Origin of the sequence: Bacillus cabrialesii, assembly GCF_004124315.2 — a bacterium.
In the GTDB taxonomy this organism is placed as follows: Bacteria; Bacillota; Bacilli; order Bacillales; family Bacillaceae; genus Bacillus; species Bacillus cabrialesii.
Genome location: NZ_CP096889.1, coordinates 1,386,243 through 1,404,676, shown reverse-complemented (window position 1 = coordinate 1,404,676; position 18,434 = coordinate 1,386,243). Strand labels below are relative to the sequence as shown.

16 protein-coding genes and 1 pseudogene are annotated in these 18,434 nt (G+C 47.3%); 4 read left to right on the top strand and 13 right to left on the bottom strand.

Annotation, left to right across the window (positions count from 1 at the left end; all coding sequences use genetic code 11):
* Positions 1 to 138: 138 nt before the first annotated feature.
* A complete protein-coding gene (locus EFK13_RS07285; protein WP_064813269.1) occupies positions 139 to 657 on the bottom strand; it encodes an acyl-CoA thioesterase in 519 nt (172 codons plus the stop codon).
* Between the two features lie 190 nt (positions 658 to 847).
* On the opposite strand from EFK13_RS07285, the gene EFK13_RS07280 reads away from it, so the two are divergent.
* A complete protein-coding gene (locus EFK13_RS07280) occupies positions 848 to 1,708 on the top strand; it encodes a dimethylarginine dimethylaminohydrolase family protein (protein WP_129505948.1) in 861 nt (286 codons plus the stop codon).
* An 88-nt stretch (positions 1,709 to 1,796) separates the two neighbouring features.
* Positions 1,797 to 2,846, top strand: coding sequence for a 6-phosphogluconolactonase (pgl, locus tag EFK13_RS07275; protein WP_129505949.1), 1,050 nt, complete (start codon positions 1,797 to 1,799; stop codon positions 2,844 to 2,846).
* A 35-nt stretch (positions 2,847 to 2,881) separates the two neighbouring features.
* Here the strand turns inward: pgl and EFK13_RS07270 are convergent, their stop codons facing one another.
* The 10 genes and pseudogenes from EFK13_RS07270 to proG all read right to left on the bottom strand — a co-directional run bounded on the left by EFK13_RS07270 (position 2,882) and on the right by proG (position 13,260).
* On the bottom strand, positions 2,882 to 3,871 hold the full coding sequence (locus tag EFK13_RS07270) for an ABC transporter ATP-binding protein (RefSeq protein WP_129505950.1): 990 nt from the start codon (positions 3,869 to 3,871) through the stop codon (positions 2,882 to 2,884).
* Positions 3,872 to 3,883: 12 nt separating this feature from the next.
* Positions 3,884 to 4,774, bottom strand: a complete 891-nt coding sequence (eepC, locus tag EFK13_RS07265) for a gamma-D-glutamyl-L-lysine dipeptidyl-peptidase (RefSeq protein WP_129505951.1) — start codon at positions 4,772 to 4,774, stop codon at positions 3,884 to 3,886.
* Positions 4,771 to 5,870 (bottom strand): annotated as a pseudogene (gene ykfB, locus EFK13_RS07260) (L-Ala-D/L-Glu epimerase). The gene eepC and the pseudogene ykfB overlap by 4 nt, the downstream one beginning before the upstream one ends.
* A complete protein-coding gene (locus EFK13_RS07255; protein ID WP_129505953.1) occupies positions 5,867 to 6,826 on the bottom strand; it encodes a S66 peptidase family protein in 960 nt (319 codons plus the stop codon). Before EFK13_RS07255 ends, ykfB begins: the two are co-directional and overlap by 4 nt.
* A gap of 87 nt (positions 6,827 to 6,913) precedes the next feature.
* Complete coding sequence (gene dppE / locus EFK13_RS07250; RefSeq protein ID WP_129505954.1) at positions 6,914 to 8,563, bottom strand: dipeptide ABC transporter substrate-binding protein DppE; 1,650 nt, start codon at positions 8,561 to 8,563, stop codon at positions 6,914 to 6,916.
* Between the two features lie 2 nt (positions 8,564 to 8,565).
* The gene (locus EFK13_RS07245) at positions 8,566 to 9,573 is read right to left on the bottom strand and encodes an ABC transporter ATP-binding protein (protein ID WP_129505955.1); all 1,008 of its coding nucleotides are present in this window, start codon (positions 9,571 to 9,573) and stop codon (positions 8,566 to 8,568) included.
* A 4-nt stretch (positions 9,574 to 9,577) separates the two neighbouring features.
* Positions 9,578 to 10,540 carry a dipeptide ABC transporter permease DppC gene (gene dppC / locus EFK13_RS07240; RefSeq protein WP_003239082.1) on the bottom strand — a complete coding sequence of 321 codons (963 nt, stop codon included), beginning with the start codon at positions 10,538 to 10,540 and terminating at the stop codon, positions 9,578 to 9,580.
* Positions 10,541 to 10,545: 5 nt separating this feature from the next.
* Positions 10,546 to 11,472 (bottom strand): dipeptide ABC transporter permease DppB, encoded by a 927-nt coding sequence (gene dppB / locus EFK13_RS07235; protein ID WP_129505956.1) that lies wholly within the window; start codon positions 11,470 to 11,472, stop codon positions 10,546 to 10,548.
* A 16-nt stretch (positions 11,473 to 11,488) separates the two neighbouring features.
* A complete protein-coding gene (gene dppA, locus EFK13_RS07230; protein WP_129505957.1) occupies positions 11,489 to 12,313 on the bottom strand; it encodes a D-aminopeptidase DppA in 825 nt (274 codons plus the stop codon).
* Between the two features lie 128 nt (positions 12,314 to 12,441).
* A complete protein-coding gene (gene proG, locus EFK13_RS07225; RefSeq protein WP_129505958.1) occupies positions 12,442 to 13,260 on the bottom strand; it encodes a pyrroline-5-carboxylate reductase ProG in 819 nt (272 codons plus the stop codon).
* A 166-nt stretch (positions 13,261 to 13,426) separates the two neighbouring features.
* On the opposite strand from proG, the gene htrA reads away from it, so the two are divergent.
* The gene (htrA, locus tag EFK13_RS07220; protein ID WP_129506158.1) at positions 13,427 to 14,797 is read left to right on the top strand and encodes a serine protease HtrA; all 1,371 of its coding nucleotides are present in this window, start codon (positions 13,427 to 13,429) and stop codon (positions 14,795 to 14,797) included.
* A gap of 142 nt (positions 14,798 to 14,939) precedes the next feature.
* Entirely contained in the window at positions 14,940 to 15,107 is a 168-nt protein-coding gene (locus EFK13_RS07215; RefSeq protein WP_161568034.1) for a hypothetical protein, read from the top strand.
* 154 nt (positions 15,108 to 15,261) lie between these two features.
* On the opposite strand, the gene EFK13_RS07210 is transcribed toward EFK13_RS07215, so the two are convergent.
* Together EFK13_RS07210 and EFK13_RS07205 are read right to left on the bottom strand one after the other, a co-directional pair.
* Entirely contained in the window at positions 15,262 to 16,233 is a 972-nt protein-coding gene (locus EFK13_RS07210) for a glycosyltransferase family 2 protein (RefSeq protein ID WP_129505959.1), read from the bottom strand.
* 11 nt (positions 16,234 to 16,244) lie between these two features.
* Positions 16,245 to 18,431 carry a glycosyltransferase family 39 protein gene (locus EFK13_RS07205; RefSeq protein ID WP_129505960.1) on the bottom strand — a complete coding sequence of 729 codons (2,187 nt, stop codon included), beginning with the start codon at positions 18,429 to 18,431 and terminating at the stop codon, positions 16,245 to 16,247.
* Positions 18,432 to 18,434 lie beyond the last annotated feature (3 nt).

Here is an 18,434-nt window from a genome sequence, read left to right as displayed (position 1 = left end):
AATTATCAATTTAACGTGACAATTGTTGCTTTTTTATATAATCCCCTAGCAAAAACGGACTAACCGTTGTAATTATCACCACCGAAAAGATAAAAAGCGCAAAAAAACCCAAAACAACATCCGTTTTGGGTTTCACGTTTACCAAGGTTTATCAGTTCCGAGCGCATTTGCAAGCGCCTGGCTGTGTTTTTTGCGGTTCTTTCGTTCATTCGCGCGCTGAACCGCTGTATTATGCAGCATGATTTCTTCTTCTGTTTCCGGCACGACTTTCGGTACAGGCACCGGCTTGCCATTTGAATCTAATGCGACAAATGTCAAAAAGGATGTCGCGGCAAGCTCCCTTTCGCCAGTCATCAGATGCTCCTTAATGACTTTCACGAACACCTCCATGGAGGAAGTGCCGACCCAGGTCACATAAGATTCCAAGCAGACAGACTCCCTTTGCCCGATCGGCTTCAGAAAATCTACTGAATCCATTGAAGCAGTTACTGTTTCCCGTCTGCAATGGCGCGCCGCGGAAATAGAAGCAATATCATCAATATAGCTCATTAATTTTCCGCCAAACAGCGTATTATGGTTGTTTGTATCAAGCGGGAACACCCTGCTTGTCTTTACAACCTTTGACTCTTTACAAAATTTTGTTTCCGGTGTTTCCATACCTTACTCCCCTTTGATGTCTGATCGTTTAGCTAAATGCACTCATATTCTCCTATTAAACAATATTCTCTGCCATTTGTCTAAAATTTAAAATGCTTTGTCTGTCAGATTTTCTTTCCAAAACGTTTAATGATTTTGGTGATGAGGGAATAATACATGTATTCTTCACACGTGTCAGGAGGAGAAACAAATGGACGTATCCATCCCGAAACATCAGCACAAAACGGTATGCCGAACGGAATACGGCACCCTGCAGAAAGTCATTTTATGCAGACCGGAGCATATGACCATAAAAGATGTCATAAACGAAACACAAAAACATTTTGAAGATGACAATATTCACGTGAAAACCGCCACTGATCAGCACAGCCGTTTAGTGGAAACACTCAGGTCACACAACATCGAAGTCATTCTATTGCCCGTCCGCGACGGACTCCCCGAGCAGGTCTTCACCCGGGATATAGGGTTTGTCATTGGAGATAAAGCCTTCCTCTCCAGCATGACTGAACCGATTCGCCAAGGGGAAGAAGCCGTCATTACAGAATTTTTTCACAGTCAAGGGATTTCTTACACCCGTATGTTTGATACAAGCATTGAAGGCGGCGACGTCATTATCGATGGTGATACCGTCTACGTCGGAATCAGCCAGCGCACCGACATATCAGCCATCGGCCAGCTGGAAGAGGCGCTTCCTGGATATACAATCGTTCCAGTTCAGCTGCATGAAAAATTTTTGCATTTAGACTGCGTATTTAACATCGTATCTGAAAGGGAAGCGTTAATTTACCCTAAAGCCCTTGAACCAGAGGCAGCTGATATGCTGGCAAAACGTTACGATCTCATTGAGGTGCCCGAGGACGAACAATTCACGCTTGGCACCAACGTCCTTTCAATCGGAAGAAAAACGATCATCAGCCTTCCTTGCAACCGCCATGTCAATCAACAGTTATCGAAAAGAGGCTATCACATCATCGAAATCGACCTGTCGGAAATTATTAAATCTGGCGGCTCCTTTAGGTGCTGTACGATGCCGCTGATTCGCGGTGAATGAAGAATATTCCCCTTTTTCATGTTTTGAACAGCTTATTTTATCAAGATACGTTAATATAGAGGTGACATCATTTTAAGGGGGAAATCGCATGACAAAGTACATAGGATATGTCGGAACATATACAAAAGGCGGAAGCGAAGGGATCTATTCATTTGAGCTTGATACCGAGAAAAAAACACTCACCGAGCCAAAGCTTGCCGCTAAGCTGGGCAACCCCACATATGTGACGCCGAATAAAGACAACACCATTCTTTATTCCATTGAAAAAGCAGATGGCCAAGGCGGAGTTGCCGCCTATCAAATCGATAAAACCAGCGGCGAATTAACATTTCTGAATCATCAGTTAATTGATGGCCCATCACCATGCCACGTAAGCGTTGATGATCAAAATCAATTCGTATTGACTGCCAATTATCACAGCGGGAAAGTACACGCTTTTCCGGTTCAGGAAGACGGAAGCCTGCAGTCACCTGCTTCTGAAGCGGCTCACACAGGAAAAGGGCCGCACGAAAGACAGGAAAGACCGCATACACACTACGCGGGGTTCACACCTGAACACAATTATGTTGTAGCGATTGACTTAGGGACCGATAAGCTGTACACCTATAAAATGAAAGACGGCGTATTGACTGATTCCGGAAGCCATTCCTTCGCTCCCGGCGCAGGCCCTCGCCATATCGCTTTTCACCCGAAAGAAAAATACGCTTACGTGATGACAGAATTAAGCAATGAAGTGATTGCGCTTGAATACAATCCGACAGCCGGCGAATTCAGAGAAATCCAGGTCGTTTCTGCCATTCCTGAAGATTTCATAGATAACAGCCAGGGAAGCGCCATTCATGTCACACAGGACGGCCGTTTTGTTTACGTCGCCAATCGCGGCCATGACAGTATCGCTGTATTTGAAGTGAATCAATATTCAGGCGAGCTGGCTTTCGTGGAAAGAGTTTCGACTGAAGGAAACTGGCCTCGTGACTTTGTATTTGATCCAACAGAAGCGTTCCTGGTTGCTTCAAATGAAGAAACAGGCAACCTTGTCCTGTTTGAAAGAGACAAAGAAACCGGCCGATTGACAGTGCTTCCATCAACGGTTTCTGTCCCTTTCCCGGTTTGTGTGAAATTCTTACATCAAGCATAAAAGCAAAGACTGGCTCCGGAGCCAGTCTTTTTTGTCTATCTCACCTTTTCTTTCGTCTCAGCAGTTCGATACAAATGGCAAGCGACAAATCGGCCCGCTTCGATTTCCTGTAGCTGAGGCCTAGATTCTCCGCATTCAGGCATGGCCTCCGGACAGCGTGTCCGAAACACACAGCCGCTCGGCGGATTGACCGGGCTCGGCAGCTCCCCTTTTAAGAGGATGCGCTCACGCTTGTCCTCCAATTCAGGGTCGGGGATCGGAATCGAGGATAATAACGCCTTTGTATATGGATGCAGCGGTTCACGATACAAAGTGCTGCTCTCTGTGATTTCCATCATGTGCCCTAAGTACATGACACCGATCCTGTCACTGATATGCTTCACCATCGAAAGATCGTGGGCAATGAATAAAAACGTGAGGCCTTTTTCTTTTTGAAGCCGTTTCAGCAGATTGACCACCTGCGCTTGAACCGAGACATCAAGAGCAGAAATCGGTTCGTCCGCCACGATAAATTCAGGATTCAGCGACAGTGCTCTGGCAATCCCGATTCTCTGCCTCTGTCCGCCGCTGAATTCATGGGGATAACGGCTGCCAAAGTCGGAGTGAAGCCCCACTGCCTCAAGCAGCTCGTCCACGACGAGAAGCCGCGCTTTATGGGTATTGTATAGATTGTGAATCTCCATTGGCTCCAAAATAATTTCTCGAACGGTCATGCGCGGGTTTAATGAAGCATAAGGATCCTGAAAAATCATCTGCAGTTTGCGGTTGAAGGCAAACTGCTCTTTCTCACTCAGTGCATGAAGGTTTGTGCCGCGGTATTTCACACTTCCTTCTGTCGGCTGATACAGGCGCATCAGCACTCTCCCCAAGGTTGATTTTCCGCACCCCGATTCTCCGACAAGCCCGAACGTTTCTCCTTCATGAATCTGAAAGGTGACCCCGTCGACGGCTTTGACTGTCCGCTTTTTCCCTGCGTCAAAATGCATTTTCAGCTGGCTGACTTCTAACAAAGGCAGTGGCGTCATTTGTCTCCCTCCTTATTCTGAAAAACAGCGGCGGACCGCACAAAGTTCTTTTTCATAGATTGTCTCTTTTAATGTAAGGATTTCGATTGATTTTCCCGTCTTTGGAGAATGAAGCATTTTCCCGCCGCCGACGTACAGTCCGACGTGATGAATCGCTCCTTTTCCTTCCTCATAAGCAAAAAACAGCAGGTCGCCGGCTTTCATATCATCAAGCGGAACTCCCTCCCCCGCCTTTGCCTGATCTCCCGCATCACGGGGGATGCTGTATCCATTGGCCTTACATATACTGTACATAAACCCTGAGCAATCAAATCCAAACCCGCTGATCCCTCCCCACAGGTAGGGAAGCCCGAGAAAAAACGCTCCGGTTTGAATGATGTCTTCAGCGGTTCCTTTCTGTTCGCGGACAGGCACTGCATCAGTCTGCTTCACAAACCTTTCTCCCAAAACGGTTGAAACCTTAATATATCCGTTTTCTTCTGCAATGAAGGGGAGAACCGTCAAAAAGCTCAATTCGATCTCCTTTTCTCCTTTACTATTGTACAAAAAGGCAGCAGGTTTGCTGATCATGACATCGTTTTGTGTATGGATGGGACTTGATTTTTTCAGCTGGTTCTTTTTCATCCAGCCCGGATATCCGCGTGGGTCCTTTCGGGATGGCTGGCTCGGCACGATCACAGACACCCATTCGCCCTGTTCTGCCGTCACCAACACCTTTTCGCCAAAAAGAACCTGAGTTTGGATCACATTGTCTGTACATAATCCAAGCCGTTCCTCATACGTCATGCGCTCCAGCCAGTCTCTGATCAATACGGTCGGACGAAGCATCGCTTGATCTGATTGACGCGGTGAATCGGGCGCTGTCCAGATGTTGGCCACTGCTGATATGACAGTATGCATCATTGCTCTATTCCCCCTTTCAACGCGCAGCTCCGGTGATTCCGAGACCCGGTCTGTCAGGCATCGCAATGGTGCTGCCGCTGTATATTATGCCGCCTTTGATGACATCTGTTTTCAGCATCAGCGGCGCATCAAAATCAAAGCGTGTGATGTTTCTTTTGCTTGCCGCGAAATGCGCCGCGGCCGTAATGCCCAGCTTCGTTTCGATCATGCTGCCGACCATGCACTCCACCCCGCACGCCTCAGCCATGGCATTGATTTTCTCTGCTCCGCTGATGCCGCCTGCTTTCATCAATTTAATATTAATCAAGTCAGCGCTCCGGCTTTGAAGAACTTCGAACGCCTGGCGCGGCGTAAAAACACTTTCATCGGCCATAATCGGCGTGTCTGTCGCATCCGTCACCTTTTTAAGCCCGGTGAGATCATCTTTATGGACAGGCTGCTCGACAAGTTCAATGCCAAGACCTGCATCCTCCATTTTTCGAATGGCTGTTACCGCTTCTTTCGGCGTCCACCCCTGATTGGCGTCTAAACGAAGTTTCACGGCTCGCCCGACTCGTTTTCTGATTTCCTGGATACGGGCGATATCTGTTGCGATATCATCTTTTCCGACCTTTATTTTCAGCGTTTGAAACCCTTGTTTGAGATAATTTTCAGCATCCGCTGCCATCTCTTCAGGTGAGTTGACACTGACGGTATAATCCGTTTCCAGCGTATCACGGTATCCGCCGAGCATTTGATAAAGCGGCAGGCCGCACATTTGCGCCAAGCCGTCGTATACCGCCATTTCCACAGCTGCCTTCGCACTTTGATTTCCGGTAAGGAGATGCTGTATGTCATGCAGAATGGCCTCCCAGCCAGACAGGCTTTTTCCAAGCAGTGCCGGCTTCAAGACATTGTGAATTGCACTTTCAATGCTGTCCATGCTGTCTCCTGTGATGACTACCGTCGGAGGCGCTTCTCCCCATCCGATTGCGCCGCTGTCATAAGTGATTCTTACAATCACCGATTCAGCCGTATACACAGTGCGAAGCGCGGTTTTAAACGGCTTTGTCAGAGGTACAGCGATTCGGCTCGTTTCTATTCGAGTGATTTTCATGTCTTTAGCGCCCCTTCTGAAACGCCCGCCTCGATGACGACTGTTTTTTCTGCTGTATCCATAACAGCTCGCACACCGATCGGAACGGCGATACTCGGCGAGCAGTGGCCGATTTTAAATCCTCGCAGAGCAGGCCTGCCCGCCGAAACAATATAGTCATCAAGCACCTGCTCAAGCGACAGAGATTTCTCCCTCTTCATAGGGACACAGTTATGAAAATCACAAACAAGGATTCCGGCCGCGTCCGTCAGCTTCCCTGCCATTTTCAGCTGATTCAGCATCCGGTCGATTTGATACGGCTCCTCGTCAATATCTTCAATAAACAGAAGCTTCCCTCTCGTATCGATTTCAAACGGCGTGCCCAGCGTAGACGTCAGTAACGAGAGATTTCCCCCGATCAGCTCGCCTTCCGCATTTCCGGGAACAAGCACCGTCAACGGAGAAAGCTCTTCTGTATAGGTGAATTCCGTCTCTTGGAAGAGCTGCCCATACGACGCTTTTGTCAGCGGGTGAACGTCGTTGAGGCCAATATCTGAGCTGAGCATCGGGCCGTGGAAGGTGACAAGACCTGTGTTTTGATGGATGGCCGTATGTAAAAACGTAATATCGCTGTATCCCCAGAAGATTTTAGGGTGTTTGCGGATTAAACTAAAATCGATGCCGCCCGCGATACGTCCTGTCCCAAAACCCCCGCACGCGCACAGCACCGCTTTTACCTCCTCGTCTCTGAACATCTCATGAAGATCAGCCAGCCGTTCATTATCCTGTCCCGCTAAATAGCCGTGCTGGTTTTTTAGTGCCTTGCCCAGCTTCACCTGAAGACCGAGCTCTTCTAAAAATAAAAGCGCGGTTTCAAGCTTTTTCGGATCCGGCGGACTTGCGGGCGCGATCACTCCGACTGTGTCACCCTTTTTCAGCGCTTTTGGCTTCTGATTCAACACAATCACTCCTTTCATTTGCTCTGCACCCTACGTATACGTGCAAGAAAGAGAAAAAATACCGCTCCTTCGCAGAAAGAAGCAGTATTTTCCCAATCGCCGGCGTCAGTTTTTATCCGCCCATTTAAAATCGATATAGCCGACGGGATGCCTGACGATTCCTTTTACATGCTCGTTTTGCAGGTTGACCTGATTATAGAAATAAACCGGAATGATCGGCGCTTCATTGATCAGCAGCTTTTCCGCTTGATGCATAAGAGAGAAACGCGTTTTTTCATCGGCTTCATGCTTCGCCTGCTTGATCAGCTGATCGTATTCTTTATTGGCCCAGCCTGTGCGGTTCATCGAATTTCCTGTTTGGAAGGCTTCCAGAAAGCTGATAGGGTCCGCGTAGTCAGGTAAAAATGAGCTTTGAGAGAATTGGAATTTCAGCGCTTTTTGATCCTCTAAAAATACGTTCCATTCCATATTGGCCAGCTTCACATCGACCCCAAGGGTATTTTTTAATTTTTGCTGGATCGCCTCGGCGATTTTTTTATGCTCCGGCTTTGTGCTATAGGTAAGAGTAACTGCAGGAAGCTTATCATAACGCTCTTCCTTCATGCCCTTTTCCAGCAGCTGCTTCGCTTTGCTTTCATTTGGCGTGATCAGATCTCCGCCAGCTTTACGGAAATCTTTGCTGTCAGGCTGTGTAAATCCTGGCGATACAAAGGCGTGCGCCGGCTTTTCATTGTTTTTCGTGACATACTTTACAATTTCCTTTTGATCCACAGCCGTCGCAAAGGCTTTTCTGATGTTTTCATTTTGGAACGGCTCCATGTTCACATTAAACCGGTAGAAATAGAGGCCCGCCTGGTCAACTATGCTGACGTTATCCTGATCCAGCAGCTGATCGCTTAATTCAGCAGGGACGTAAGCGGTATCCAGTTCCCCAGACTGAAACATCTGGTAATCTGTATTTCTGTCACTGACCATCGCCCATTTCACCTTATCAAGCTTCACGGTATCTTTATCCCAATACGTGTCGCTTTTCTCCATTGTGATGCTGTCATCATGCTTCCATTCCGTCAGCTTAAACGGACCGTTCCCGACAAATGTATCCGACTCAGCAAACCACTTTGGGTTTTCTTTATCGACTTTTTCGTTTACCGGAAAATACGCCGGATTGGATACGACGCTGAGAAAATATTTTTGCGGCGCTTCAAGCGTTACTTCAAGGGTTCGATCATCCTTTGCCGTCACCTTCACATCGTCTTTTTTCCCTTTGCCGCTGTTATACGCTTCGCCGCCTTCAATCAAATAGCCGAGAAACGCGGAGGAAGCGCCCTTTTTCGGATCAAGCATCCGTTTCCACGCGTATTCAAAGTCTCCGGCCGTTACCGGATCTCCGTTTGTCCATTTCGCATTTTCCCGAATTGTAAATGTGTAGGTTTTTTTATCTTTCGATACAGACCACTTCTCAGCCATCGCCGGTTCAGGCTTATGATCTTTGCCAAGGCGCGTCAGCCCCTCCATAATGTTATTTAAGGGCTGCCATGATACATTATTAAAGCCGATCGGCGGATCGAACGAAGTCGGTTCATTTTCGTTATTTACATACAACACCTTTTCTCCGCTTGTTTTTGCTTTATCATTACCGCTTTCTTTTTCTGCCTGTTCGTTTGCCGTACATCCTATCAGCGCAAACGAGATTCCTAATGCAAGACTCATTCCCCAAAGCTTTTTCACTCGTTTCATCCTCTTCCCCCTTTTCATGTTCAATCCTTCGCATCTCCGGACAGTACCGCATGCTCGGCCCGTTTATCCTGCAGCCAGCAGCTGACAGTGTGTGTGTCAGATCTAATTGTCTGGCCCGGGTATACCCTGTCACACACGATCATCCTGCTCGGACAGCGGGCGGCAAACGGGCACCCTGCCGGAGGCGAAAACAAATCCGGCGGCGTTCCGTCGATCGGAATCAGCTCCGCGCCATCCAAATCAAGCCGCGGGACAGAGTTCAGCAGCCCTTTTGTATAAGGGTGCTGCGGCTGATAAAAAATATCTTTTCTCGTGCCAATCTCCGCTATTTTTCCCGCATACATGACTGCGACTCTGTCAGCAACCTGGGCCACTACCCCTAAATCGTGTGTAATCAGAATGACAGACACATTCGTTTTTCTCTGAATCTCTTTAAACAGCTCCAAAATCTGCGCCTGAATGGTCACATCAAGAGCGGTCGTCGGTTCGTCTGCGATTAAGATGTCAGGCTCACAGATCAGCGCCATCGCAATGACAATCCGCTGTCTCATGCCCCCGCTGAATTGATGGGGGTACTGCTTCAGGCGCTCTTTCGGATCGGGAATGCCGACCAATGACAGCATGGAAAGCACCTCTTCCCTCACCGCTTTTTTGCTCATTTTTTTATGGCGGAGGAGCGCTTCCCCAAGCTGGTCTCCGACAGTCAGCGTCGGGTTTAACGCCGTCATCGGGTCTTGAAAAATCATAGAAATGTCGGCTCCCCTTATGCTTCTCATTTCTTTGTCAGAGAGACGGCAAAGGTCTCTTCCTTTAAATAGAACGCTGCCGTCTGTCACTTTTGCCGAATAGGGCGGAAGCAGGCCCATAATGCTTTGGGAGGTCACGCTTTTGCCGCAGCCGGATTCGCCGACGATCGCAAAGGTTTCCCCTTGATACAAATCAAAGCTCACTCCTCTGACCGCCTGAACCGTCCCGCCGTAAGTCGTAAAAGAAACGTGAAGATTTTTGACTGACAGAACTTTTTCCATAGAGCTACCTCCTCAGCTTAGGGTCGAGCGCATCCTGCAATCCGTCTCCAAGCACATTAAACGCATACATCGTCAAGGAGATGAAAAAGGCAGGAAAAAACAGGCGCCACCAATGCCCAGACAAAATCGTAGGCAGGCCGTCATTCGCCATCACGCCCCAGCTGGCAAACGGAGCCTGTATGCCGAGGCCCAGAAAGCTTAAAAAGGATTCTGCGAATATAGCGGCAGGTACGGTTAATGTCATTTGTACGATGATCGCTCCCATTGTATTCGGCAGCAGATTCTTCCGGATGATGCGAAAGGTTTTGGCGCCAAAGGTTTTCGAGGCGAGTACATATTCATAATTTTTAATCTGAAGCACCTGGCCTCTTACAATTCTCGCCATGCCTACCCATCCGGTGACGGTAAGCGCCACAATAATGGTGCCCAGCCCCGGCCCCATCAGCACCATCAGCAAAATGACAACAAGCAGATACGGAAGCCCATACAGCACTTCGATAATTCGCATCATGATGCTGTCAGTCCTGCCGCCTTTATAGCCGGCAACGCCTCCGTAAATGACACCGATCACAAAATCAATCAGCGCTGCCATCACTCCGACAAATAACGAAATCCTCGCTCCGTACCATGTTCGGGTAAACACATCACGGCCAAGCTCATCGGTGCCGAACCAATGATCGGCTGAGGGCGGAAGATTTTGCTCGGTCAGCGATTGGCGCGCGACACTATGAGGCGATAAAAAGGGCCCGATCACCGCCATGACAAAAAGGAATAAAAGAATAAAAAGTCCAGCCATCGCTAATTTATTTTTTTTCAGCCTCCTCCAGGCATCCTGCGTGTATGACAAACTCGGCCGCTTGACCGAATCGGCTTCTCGATTTTTTTCCTGATTCGAGACAAACCATTCATCTGGCACCTGAATGTGCTGCTCTGGCTGGCGCTCATCCGTTTGTACAGGGAGATTCACACGCTTCACCCTTTCTTATGCAGTTTAATGCGCGGGTCTAAGAAACCGTAGGCCAAGTCGACCAAAAACAGCATGATGATCAAAATGACGCTGTAAAAAACAGTCGTCCCCATAATCACCGGATAGTCCCGCTGATTAATGCTTTCAACAAAATATTTTCCCATTCCCGGAATGGCAAAGATTTTTTCAATGACAAAGCTCCCTGTTAAGATACTTGCGACAAGTGTGCCCAGAACGGTAACGACAGGCATGAGTGCATTTCTGAGTGCGTGTTTTACGATAATGTTGAACGGAGAAAGCCCTTTCGCTTTTGCTGTGCGGATATAATCCTGCGTTAAGACTTCGACCATGCTTGACCGTGTCAGCCTGGCAATGATCGCCATTGGCCCTACAGCAAGCGCTGCGGTCGGAAGCACCATATGGATCGGGCTCGTCCATGTGGCAGCGGGAAATAGTTTGAAATTGACGGCAAACTGCTGAATGAGCAATGTTGCCAGAATAAAATTCGGAATAGAGATGCCGAGTACAGCCAAACTCATCGCGGCGTAATCCAAAAAGCCGTTGCGGCGGAGCGCGGCGATTACGCCCAGAACCAGCCCGGATATCACAGCAATGACAATCGCTGTCATCCCAAGCTCAAAGGAAACGGGAAAGCCGCGTTCCAGCATATCATTTACGCTGTCTGACGGTTTTTTGATTGAAGGTCCGAAATCGAATGTGATGATGGATTTTAAGTAGATGATATATTGGAAAATAAGAGGATCGTCTAAGTGATAGTAGGCTTCGAGATTTTTTTGAACGGCTTCATTTGTGCCTCTCTCCTCGTTAAAAGGAGATCCGGGAATGACCTTCATAAGAACAAAAGTCAGGGTGGTAATCACCAAAATCGTAGCTGCCATTGCCCAAAAACGCTTCATCATGTATCGCGCCAAAGCCTAAAACACCCCTTTAGCAGAATGATGTCCGCATCGCAAGCTCCGTCATGACAAGCATCGCCTGATAGGCTTCAAGCATGTCCTTCGCCTGAAATTGAACGGTTGTGGTTTGCGGCTTTATTTCAGTTCCCGGCATCAGATTCGCCCATTCTGCCTGGCCGTAATTGGCAAATTCAATGCTCAAAACCGGTCTGTCAGGCGGTGTGAGCGGTTTGACTTTATCTTTGTTTTGCAGGGCAAATGCGGTTTTTTCTGTCAGCAGCCGGCCGGCTTTCGCAGGGGACAAACACTTCACTGCCGATCTTGAAATGGTTTGTTTGACAGCGGCTGTCGTAACGTTCGGAATGAGCTCTTCCGCTTCCTTCGCCGCACGATCATCTCCTGCGACCATAATGACCGGGACATCATAATAACCGGCAACGTATGCATTTAACCCGAGCTCACCGACAGGCCGATCGTTTATGTAAAAATGCCGGACGCCGAAAATCATGCTGTGTGACATGACACCGGGAGTCGATGCTCTCGCATGATAACCGAGAAACAAAGCGCCTGTAAACGTATCGTCCAGCCCCTCTACCATTGAAAAAGGTTTGACGTCGCCGGAAATCAAGTCTGCTTCAGGATGAAGCTTTTCAACCATCAGATTATTCATCTTCGAATGGCTGTCATTGACCAGCACCTCAGTACACCCGCTGTTAAACGCTTCAGCAATACAGTAATTCGCTTCTTCAGTCATGATGAGCCGTCCGCGTTCATAATTACGCTTGCCGGAATCCACAAAGGTATCATCCGGAAGACCCGAAATACCTTCCATATCTACTGACATGTACAGTTTCATAACGCTCCTCCTTTTTTACTAAATTATGAATATTCTAACAAATTATATTAAAAAAAGAGGAAAATTGCAATATAACTGGGGAAAATCACAACGTTTCAGTGAGAAAAAAAGAATCCTCTTGCAAGGATTCATGTTTGTTTCTCAGCCTGTTCTGTAAGCAGTTCATATTTTTTCAGCGTTCTTTCAAACACCTGATCAAAAACGTCCGGCACAGAGGCGCGTATCACCTCAGCTCCCTCTCCGGTAATTCCGCCTTTCGTTGCGACACGTTCCAGCGTTTCCTCGAAAGACATCTTCTTTTCAATCAGCAGCTTGCCAGTTCCGTATAGCGAATGAATCAGAAAATCAAAGGCTTCTTCTTTAGAAAGGCTGCTTTTTCTGGCAGCAGCCAGCGCCAGTTCTTCGAAGACGGCAGCTATAAATCCTGGTGCCGAGCTCGTCAAATTGCTGGCGGCATCCAGATTCGATTCTTTTATTTCTCTGACACGGCTGAAAACCGATAACAACTCATTAAGACGTTCCTTTTTATCCGCTGTCAGTGCTTCACTGTGAACGACAAGTGAGATGCCCGCTTCCGCTTCGGATGTAATGGCAGGAATGACACGTGATATACCGGCTTTTGTTTCAGCCTCCAGAAGACGCAGCGGCACACCGGCGGCAATGGATACGATATGAGTATGCCTGTTCACGTACGGGCGGAGACGGCGCAATGTTTCGACGACATGGAGCGGCGGGACACATATAAAAATCAAACGGCACGTTTCCGCCCAGTTCTCGAGCGAATCAGCCGATACATGTGGATAATCTGCCATCAGCGCACCCAGCCGCTTTCCTTTCGTTCTTGTTTCAATAAAGAGTTCATTCTCCTTTATTTGTTCATGCTTCAACAGCTGCCTGGCGATCATATCGGCCATGCTGCCATATCCAATCAATCCAATCTGTTCCATCGACTCAGTCCTTTCATATACAATATGAAGTGTACCGTTTTCCGCACTTTTTCACAATTTCCCATAATCTTTTCATTTTTATCCCACAGTTTTTGTTTATGATAAACTCAAGTCATAAACCTATCATAATGAGAAATTAGTGAAATATAGAAACGGAGTGAACATGATGGATAACTATCGTGACGAAAACAGAACGGAAGGAAATGAGAATGAGGTCTTTCTAGCGAAAGAAAACGATCAAAGCACCTCCTACTCAGCCCGCAATGTCATTCATGACCAGGAGAAGAAAAAACGAGGGTTCGGATGGTTCAGACCGCTGCTTGGCGGAGTGATCGGCGGCAGTCTCGCCCTTGGCATTTACACGTTTACACCGCTTGGCGACCATGATGCTCAGGACACTGCAAAACAGTCTTCCAGCCAGCAGCAAACGCAATCTGTCACAGCCAAAAGCACATCTTCTGAATCTGCCAAAAGCTCATCAAGCTCAAGCAGCTCATCTGCATTCAAAAGCGAAGATTCTTCTAAAATCTCAGATATGGTGGAAGACCTTTCACCGGCGATTGTCGGTATTACCAATCTTCAGGCTCAGTCAAACAGCTCTTTATTCGGCTCCGGCTCATCCGGTTCCAGCTCTGATTCCAGCGAAGATACAGAAAGCGGTTCAGGATCAGGTGTCATTTTCAAAAAAGAGAACGGCAAAGCATATATCATTACAAATAACCACGTCGTAGAAGGGGCATCTTCGCTGAAGGTATCTTTATATGACGGTACTGAGGCGACAGCAAAACTGATAGGCAGTGACTCGTTAACAGATTTAGCGGTCCTCCAAATCAGTGATGACCACGTAACAAAAGTGGCAAGCTTTGGTGATTCATCTGATCTCAGAACAGGTGAGACCGTCATTGCGATTGGAGACCCGCTCGGAAAAGACCTGTCCCGTACAGTAACGCAAGGAATTGTAAGCGGCGTGGACAGAACGGTTTCGATGTCAACATCAGCCGGCGAAACGAGCATTAACGTCATCCAAACTGACGCAGCGATTAACCCAGGTAACAGCGGCGGCCCATTGTTAAATACTTCCGGCAAAATCGTCGGCATTAACAGTATGAAAATCAGTGAAGATGACGTTGAGGGCATCGGATTCGCAATTCCAAGCAACGACGTAAAACCGATTGCTGAAGAATTGCTGTCTAAAGGACAAATTGAACGTCCGTATATCGGTGTCAGCATGCTTGATTTAGAACAAGTGCCGCAAAACTACCAAGAAGGCACACTCGGCCTGTTCGGCAGCCAGCTGAATAAGGGCGTATACATCCGTCAGGTCGCCTCAGGCTCTCCTGCTGAAAAGGCCGGATTGAAAGCGGAGGATATTATCATCAGCCTGAAGGGCAAAGAAACCGATACAGGCAGTGAATTGCGCAATATTTTATATAAAGACGCAAACATCGGTGACACCGTTGAAGTGAAAATTCTCAGAAAAGGCAAAGAAATGACGAAAAAAATCAAACTCGACCAAAAAGAAGAAACAGCTTCTTAAGAAAGCGCCTCAGGCCGCAAAAGCGGCCTGAGGCTTTTTATTGAACAAAAGGCCTGTCTGAAACTCTTTGATGAGACATCCATCATTCAGACTGACATCATTCAATTCTTGAGGCTTCCATTGCGGGAGAAGGATGTATAACATGAATGCGGGTTACAAGATTCGCTTAAGCTCGGCATTGACGCGGGGAGTTACACTGGGTGCCAGTATTTTATTAAACATAACTGGTACGGCTCTGATCATGTATTTCTTAAAAAAACTCTCAATAGAACAGCCGACATTCCACAAAACGGCAGATGAAAGTCTTTAGGCTTTGCCGTTTTTATTTCAATATGACTAAACCGGAGTGCAAGTTCACATTCCTTTCTCCGTTACCTTATTCCCATATATCTATCAGCATCTTTTCCTTTAATCGCAGCATGGAATATAAAAAACCCTTGTCCGCAATGGACAGGGGTTTCAGGTTATGACATATGCTGGTCTCTATAAAGTCTTTTATTTTCAATTCCATACGATTTCTGGACGATGTAAAGCGGCCTGTCTTTGGCTTCATCGTAGATTCTGCCGATATATTCGCCGATCATCCCCAGAATCAGAAGGACGATGCCGCTGAACAGGAGCTGGATCACAATAAGTGATGACCAGCCCGTGATTGTGCTGTCTGTGAATAGCTTCAGATAGAGCACGATAAACATATACAGAAATCCCGCACCTGACATTAGAATCCCCGCATAGCTTGCCAGCTTTAGCGGTTTGTGTGAAAATGTCGTGATGCCGTCCATTGACAGCTTCAGCATTTTCTTCAGCGGGTACTTTGTTTCTCCGGCGAGCCTTTCATCACGTACGTACTCGACCGCTGTCTGTTTGAAGCCCACCCAGCTGACGAGCCCTCTGACAAAAGGATTTTTTTCTTTTAATCTTTTCATTTCATCACAGACTTTTCTGTCCATGAGGCGGAAATCCCCCGTATCAATCGGGATATCAATATCCGTCATGCTGCTGAGAAGCCGGTAAAACATAGCCGCAGTTTGTTTCTTGAAGAAGGTTTCCCCTTTTCGTTTTGTCCGCACGGCGTACACGACCTCATAGCCTTCCTTCCATTTTTCAATCATATCTAAAATCAGTTCAGGAGGGTCCTGCAAATCGGCGTCAATGACGGCGATTGCATTCCCCTGTGCATAATCCATCCCCGCTGTAATGGCGATCTGGTGCCCAAAGTTCCTTGAAAAATCAATGATTTTCACTCTCGGATCGATCAGGCTGTGCTCTCTTAAAATCTCAATACTGCGATCTTTGCTTCCATCGTTGACAAAAAGCAGCTCATAGTTTTCCTTTGTTTGATCCATGACCTCTTTTAAGCGCTGATAGGTTTCATGAATGACAAGCTCTTCGTTATACACAGGTACAACAACTGAATATTGAATATGTCTGCTCATGTTTTTCCCTCCTATTCATCAGCATTTAGTTCATATAATGCAGCTGACTGATTCATTCCGCCAGGTCCGCCGCTCATTTGGCCGTTTTCGTCTGAAGTCTTGCTGTTGCTTGATGTATCAGCTGAATCAGTATTTTCTGTTTTCTGATCAGATGATGCTTGTTGATCAGAGCTTGATTGCCATTTATCTGAAGACACTTTCTTCCCGTTTTTCTGAACCCATTCAACAATATCGTTGTTTCCGCCTCTTCCCATTCCAGAAGCCAAGAAGTATTTTACTTTTCCTTCTTTTACGAGCTTTTTAAATTGAGTCAGCGTGATAGCAGGGTCAGAACCGCTGAATCCGCCAATAGTCATAACAGCTTTTTTCGTTTTAATAATATATGGCGCCGCTGTGTTCGAGTCGGTTGTGGCGAATAGGTACTCAGCTCCGGAGTTATTCTCCTCCAGATATTTGATCAGTTTTTCATTTACAGCCGCATCAGACATTCCCATGCCTTTTCCGCTCATAGATGCGAGCTGAGGCCCTGTTTCAGGCTGTGAGCTGTTGCCTCCGTAAAGAAGCGGTGTGCTTGCCCAATAAATCGGCATCATCAGCAACGCGAGAAGAGCTGCAAGTGATACATAATAACTGATCGGTTTTTGACGCTGTTTAAACAGCAGCAGAGCAATCGCTGACAGCGCGCCGATCACACCTACGCCAATGCTCCAGCCCACTCCGATTTGATCATAGTAGTTTCTGAGAATAAATAATTCAAATCCAGTTGTCGCAATAATCGCTGTCGGCAGAAGCCATGATTTCCAGCCAGTCTGATTACGGTAAAGATGAACAAGGGCAACCCATCCCGCACCGACAAGAGCCGCAATCGGTGGTGCCAGCATAATGAGATAATAATGGTGGAAAAATTCTGCCACACTGAAGAATCCGGCAATCGGCACAAGCCATGCAACCCAGAACAACGTTTCCTTCTGCTGTGCAGATAATCTTCTTCTTTCTCTCACGCCTGCGATCAGTAAGCCGGCAATTCCAAAAATCGCAAACGGCAGAAGCCAGCTGATTTGATCAGATAATTCTTGTTGGAAGAGTCTCAGCGGGCCAGGTGTTCCTGTTCCGAACATTCCTGAACCTGATTGCATTTTCGAGCCGGTTCCTGTACCGCCTTTCCCTCCGTCTCCGCCGGGTCCGCCTTGGCCGCCATCTCCGCCGCTCGGAGGGCCTTCTTGACCGCCGTTTGGCATTTGGCCATTGGATGGAGGTGCCGTCATATTGCCATTGGATGATTTGTCATCACTTGATGAGCTGCTGTTTGATGATGGACTAGGCGGTGCTTGAGTCTGTGTTGAACTGTTATCAGATGAAGACATTTCTTTTGAAGCGTCTCCGTTTGGTCCCCCCTGTCCGCCTCCGGAATTTTGGCCTGTCAGCCGCTGAATTCCGTTATAGCCGAAAGCCAATTCCAAAACAGAGTTGGTCTGGCTGCTTCCGATATAAGGCCGCTTGCTTGCAGGGATATTGTCAACAATGAGCGGCCATGATAACGAAACGGCTGCTAATACGGCTAACGCACTTACCAACGAAATGATTTTTTTCTTAATAGTGGCGTTTGCCGCAATCAAATAGAACAATAGGAAGGCCGGTAAAATCATATAAGCCTGAAGCATTTTCGTATTGAAACCTACTCCAACAACGAAAAACGCCGCTAACAGCCAGATCAGTTTTCCTTTTCTAATCGCTTTGAAGAGAAGCCATGTAGCCAGCAATAAGAAAAACACCAGTAATGCATCAACATTGTTTGTGCGCGCTACAGCTACAGCAATCGGTGTACACGCCATCACAAATGAAGCAATGCGCGCCGCCGTTTTTCCGAATGTCGGCTTAACTAGCAAGTACATCAGAAGGACTGAGCCTACACCGGCCAATGCCTGAGGCAGAATGACACTCCACCCGTGCATCCCGAATATCAGTGCGCTGATCGTCTGGATTTGATATGTAACAGGCGGTTTATCAACTGTTATAAAGCCGGCAGCATCGAACGAAGCATAAAAGAAATTATGAAAGCTTTGCATCATACTTGTAACTGCCGCGGTGTAATAAGGATTCACCGTGTCGTCCTTCCAAATGTTATAAATATTTAAGAATGCAGATGCGAGCAAAATGAGGATGAGGACGATATCCAGCTCGCGTTTTTTCTTTTCCACGTG

Bases quoted from the DNA above. Each gene is read 5' to 3' on its own strand.
- pgl (WP_129505949.1), top strand. From the start codon at position 1,797: ATGACAAAGTACATAGGATATGTCGGAACATATACAAAAGGCGGAAGC.
- eepC (WP_129505951.1), bottom strand. From the start codon at position 4,774: ATGATGCATACTGTCATATCAGCAGTGGCCAACATCTGGACAGCGCCC.
- EFK13_RS07280 (WP_129505948.1), top strand. From the start codon at position 848: ATGGACGTATCCATCCCGAAACATCAGCACAAAACGGTATGCCGAACG.
- EFK13_RS07245 (WP_129505955.1), bottom strand. From the start codon at position 9,573: ATGGAAAAAGTTCTGTCAGTCAAAAATCTTCACGTTTCTTTTACGACT.
- EFK13_RS07270 (WP_129505950.1), bottom strand. From the start codon at position 3,871: ATGACGCCACTGCCTTTGTTAGAAGTCAGCCAGCTGAAAATGCATTTT.
- htrA (WP_129506158.1), top strand. From the start codon at position 13,427: ATGGATAACTATCGTGACGAAAACAGAACGGAAGGAAATGAGAATGAG.
- proG (WP_129505958.1), bottom strand. From the start codon at position 13,260: ATGGAACAGATTGGATTGATTGGATATGGCAGCATGGCCGATATGATC.
- EFK13_RS07215 (WP_161568034.1), top strand. From the start codon at position 14,940: ATGAATGCGGGTTACAAGATTCGCTTAAGCTCGGCATTGACGCGGGGA.
- EFK13_RS07210 (WP_129505959.1), bottom strand. From the start codon at position 16,233: ATGAGCAGACATATTCAATATTCAGTTGTTGTACCTGTGTATAACGAA.
- EFK13_RS07255 (WP_129505953.1), bottom strand. From the start codon at position 6,826: ATGAAAGGAGTGATTGTGTTGAATCAGAAGCCAAAAGCGCTGAAAAAG.
- dppE (WP_129505954.1), bottom strand. From the start codon at position 8,563: ATGAAAAGGGGGAAGAGGATGAAACGAGTGAAAAAGCTTTGGGGAATG.
- EFK13_RS07285 (WP_064813269.1), bottom strand. From the start codon at position 657: ATGGAAACACCGGAAACAAAATTTTGTAAAGAGTCAAAGGTTGTAAAG.
- dppA (WP_129505957.1), bottom strand. From the start codon at position 12,313: ATGAAACTGTACATGTCAGTAGATATGGAAGGTATTTCGGGTCTTCCG.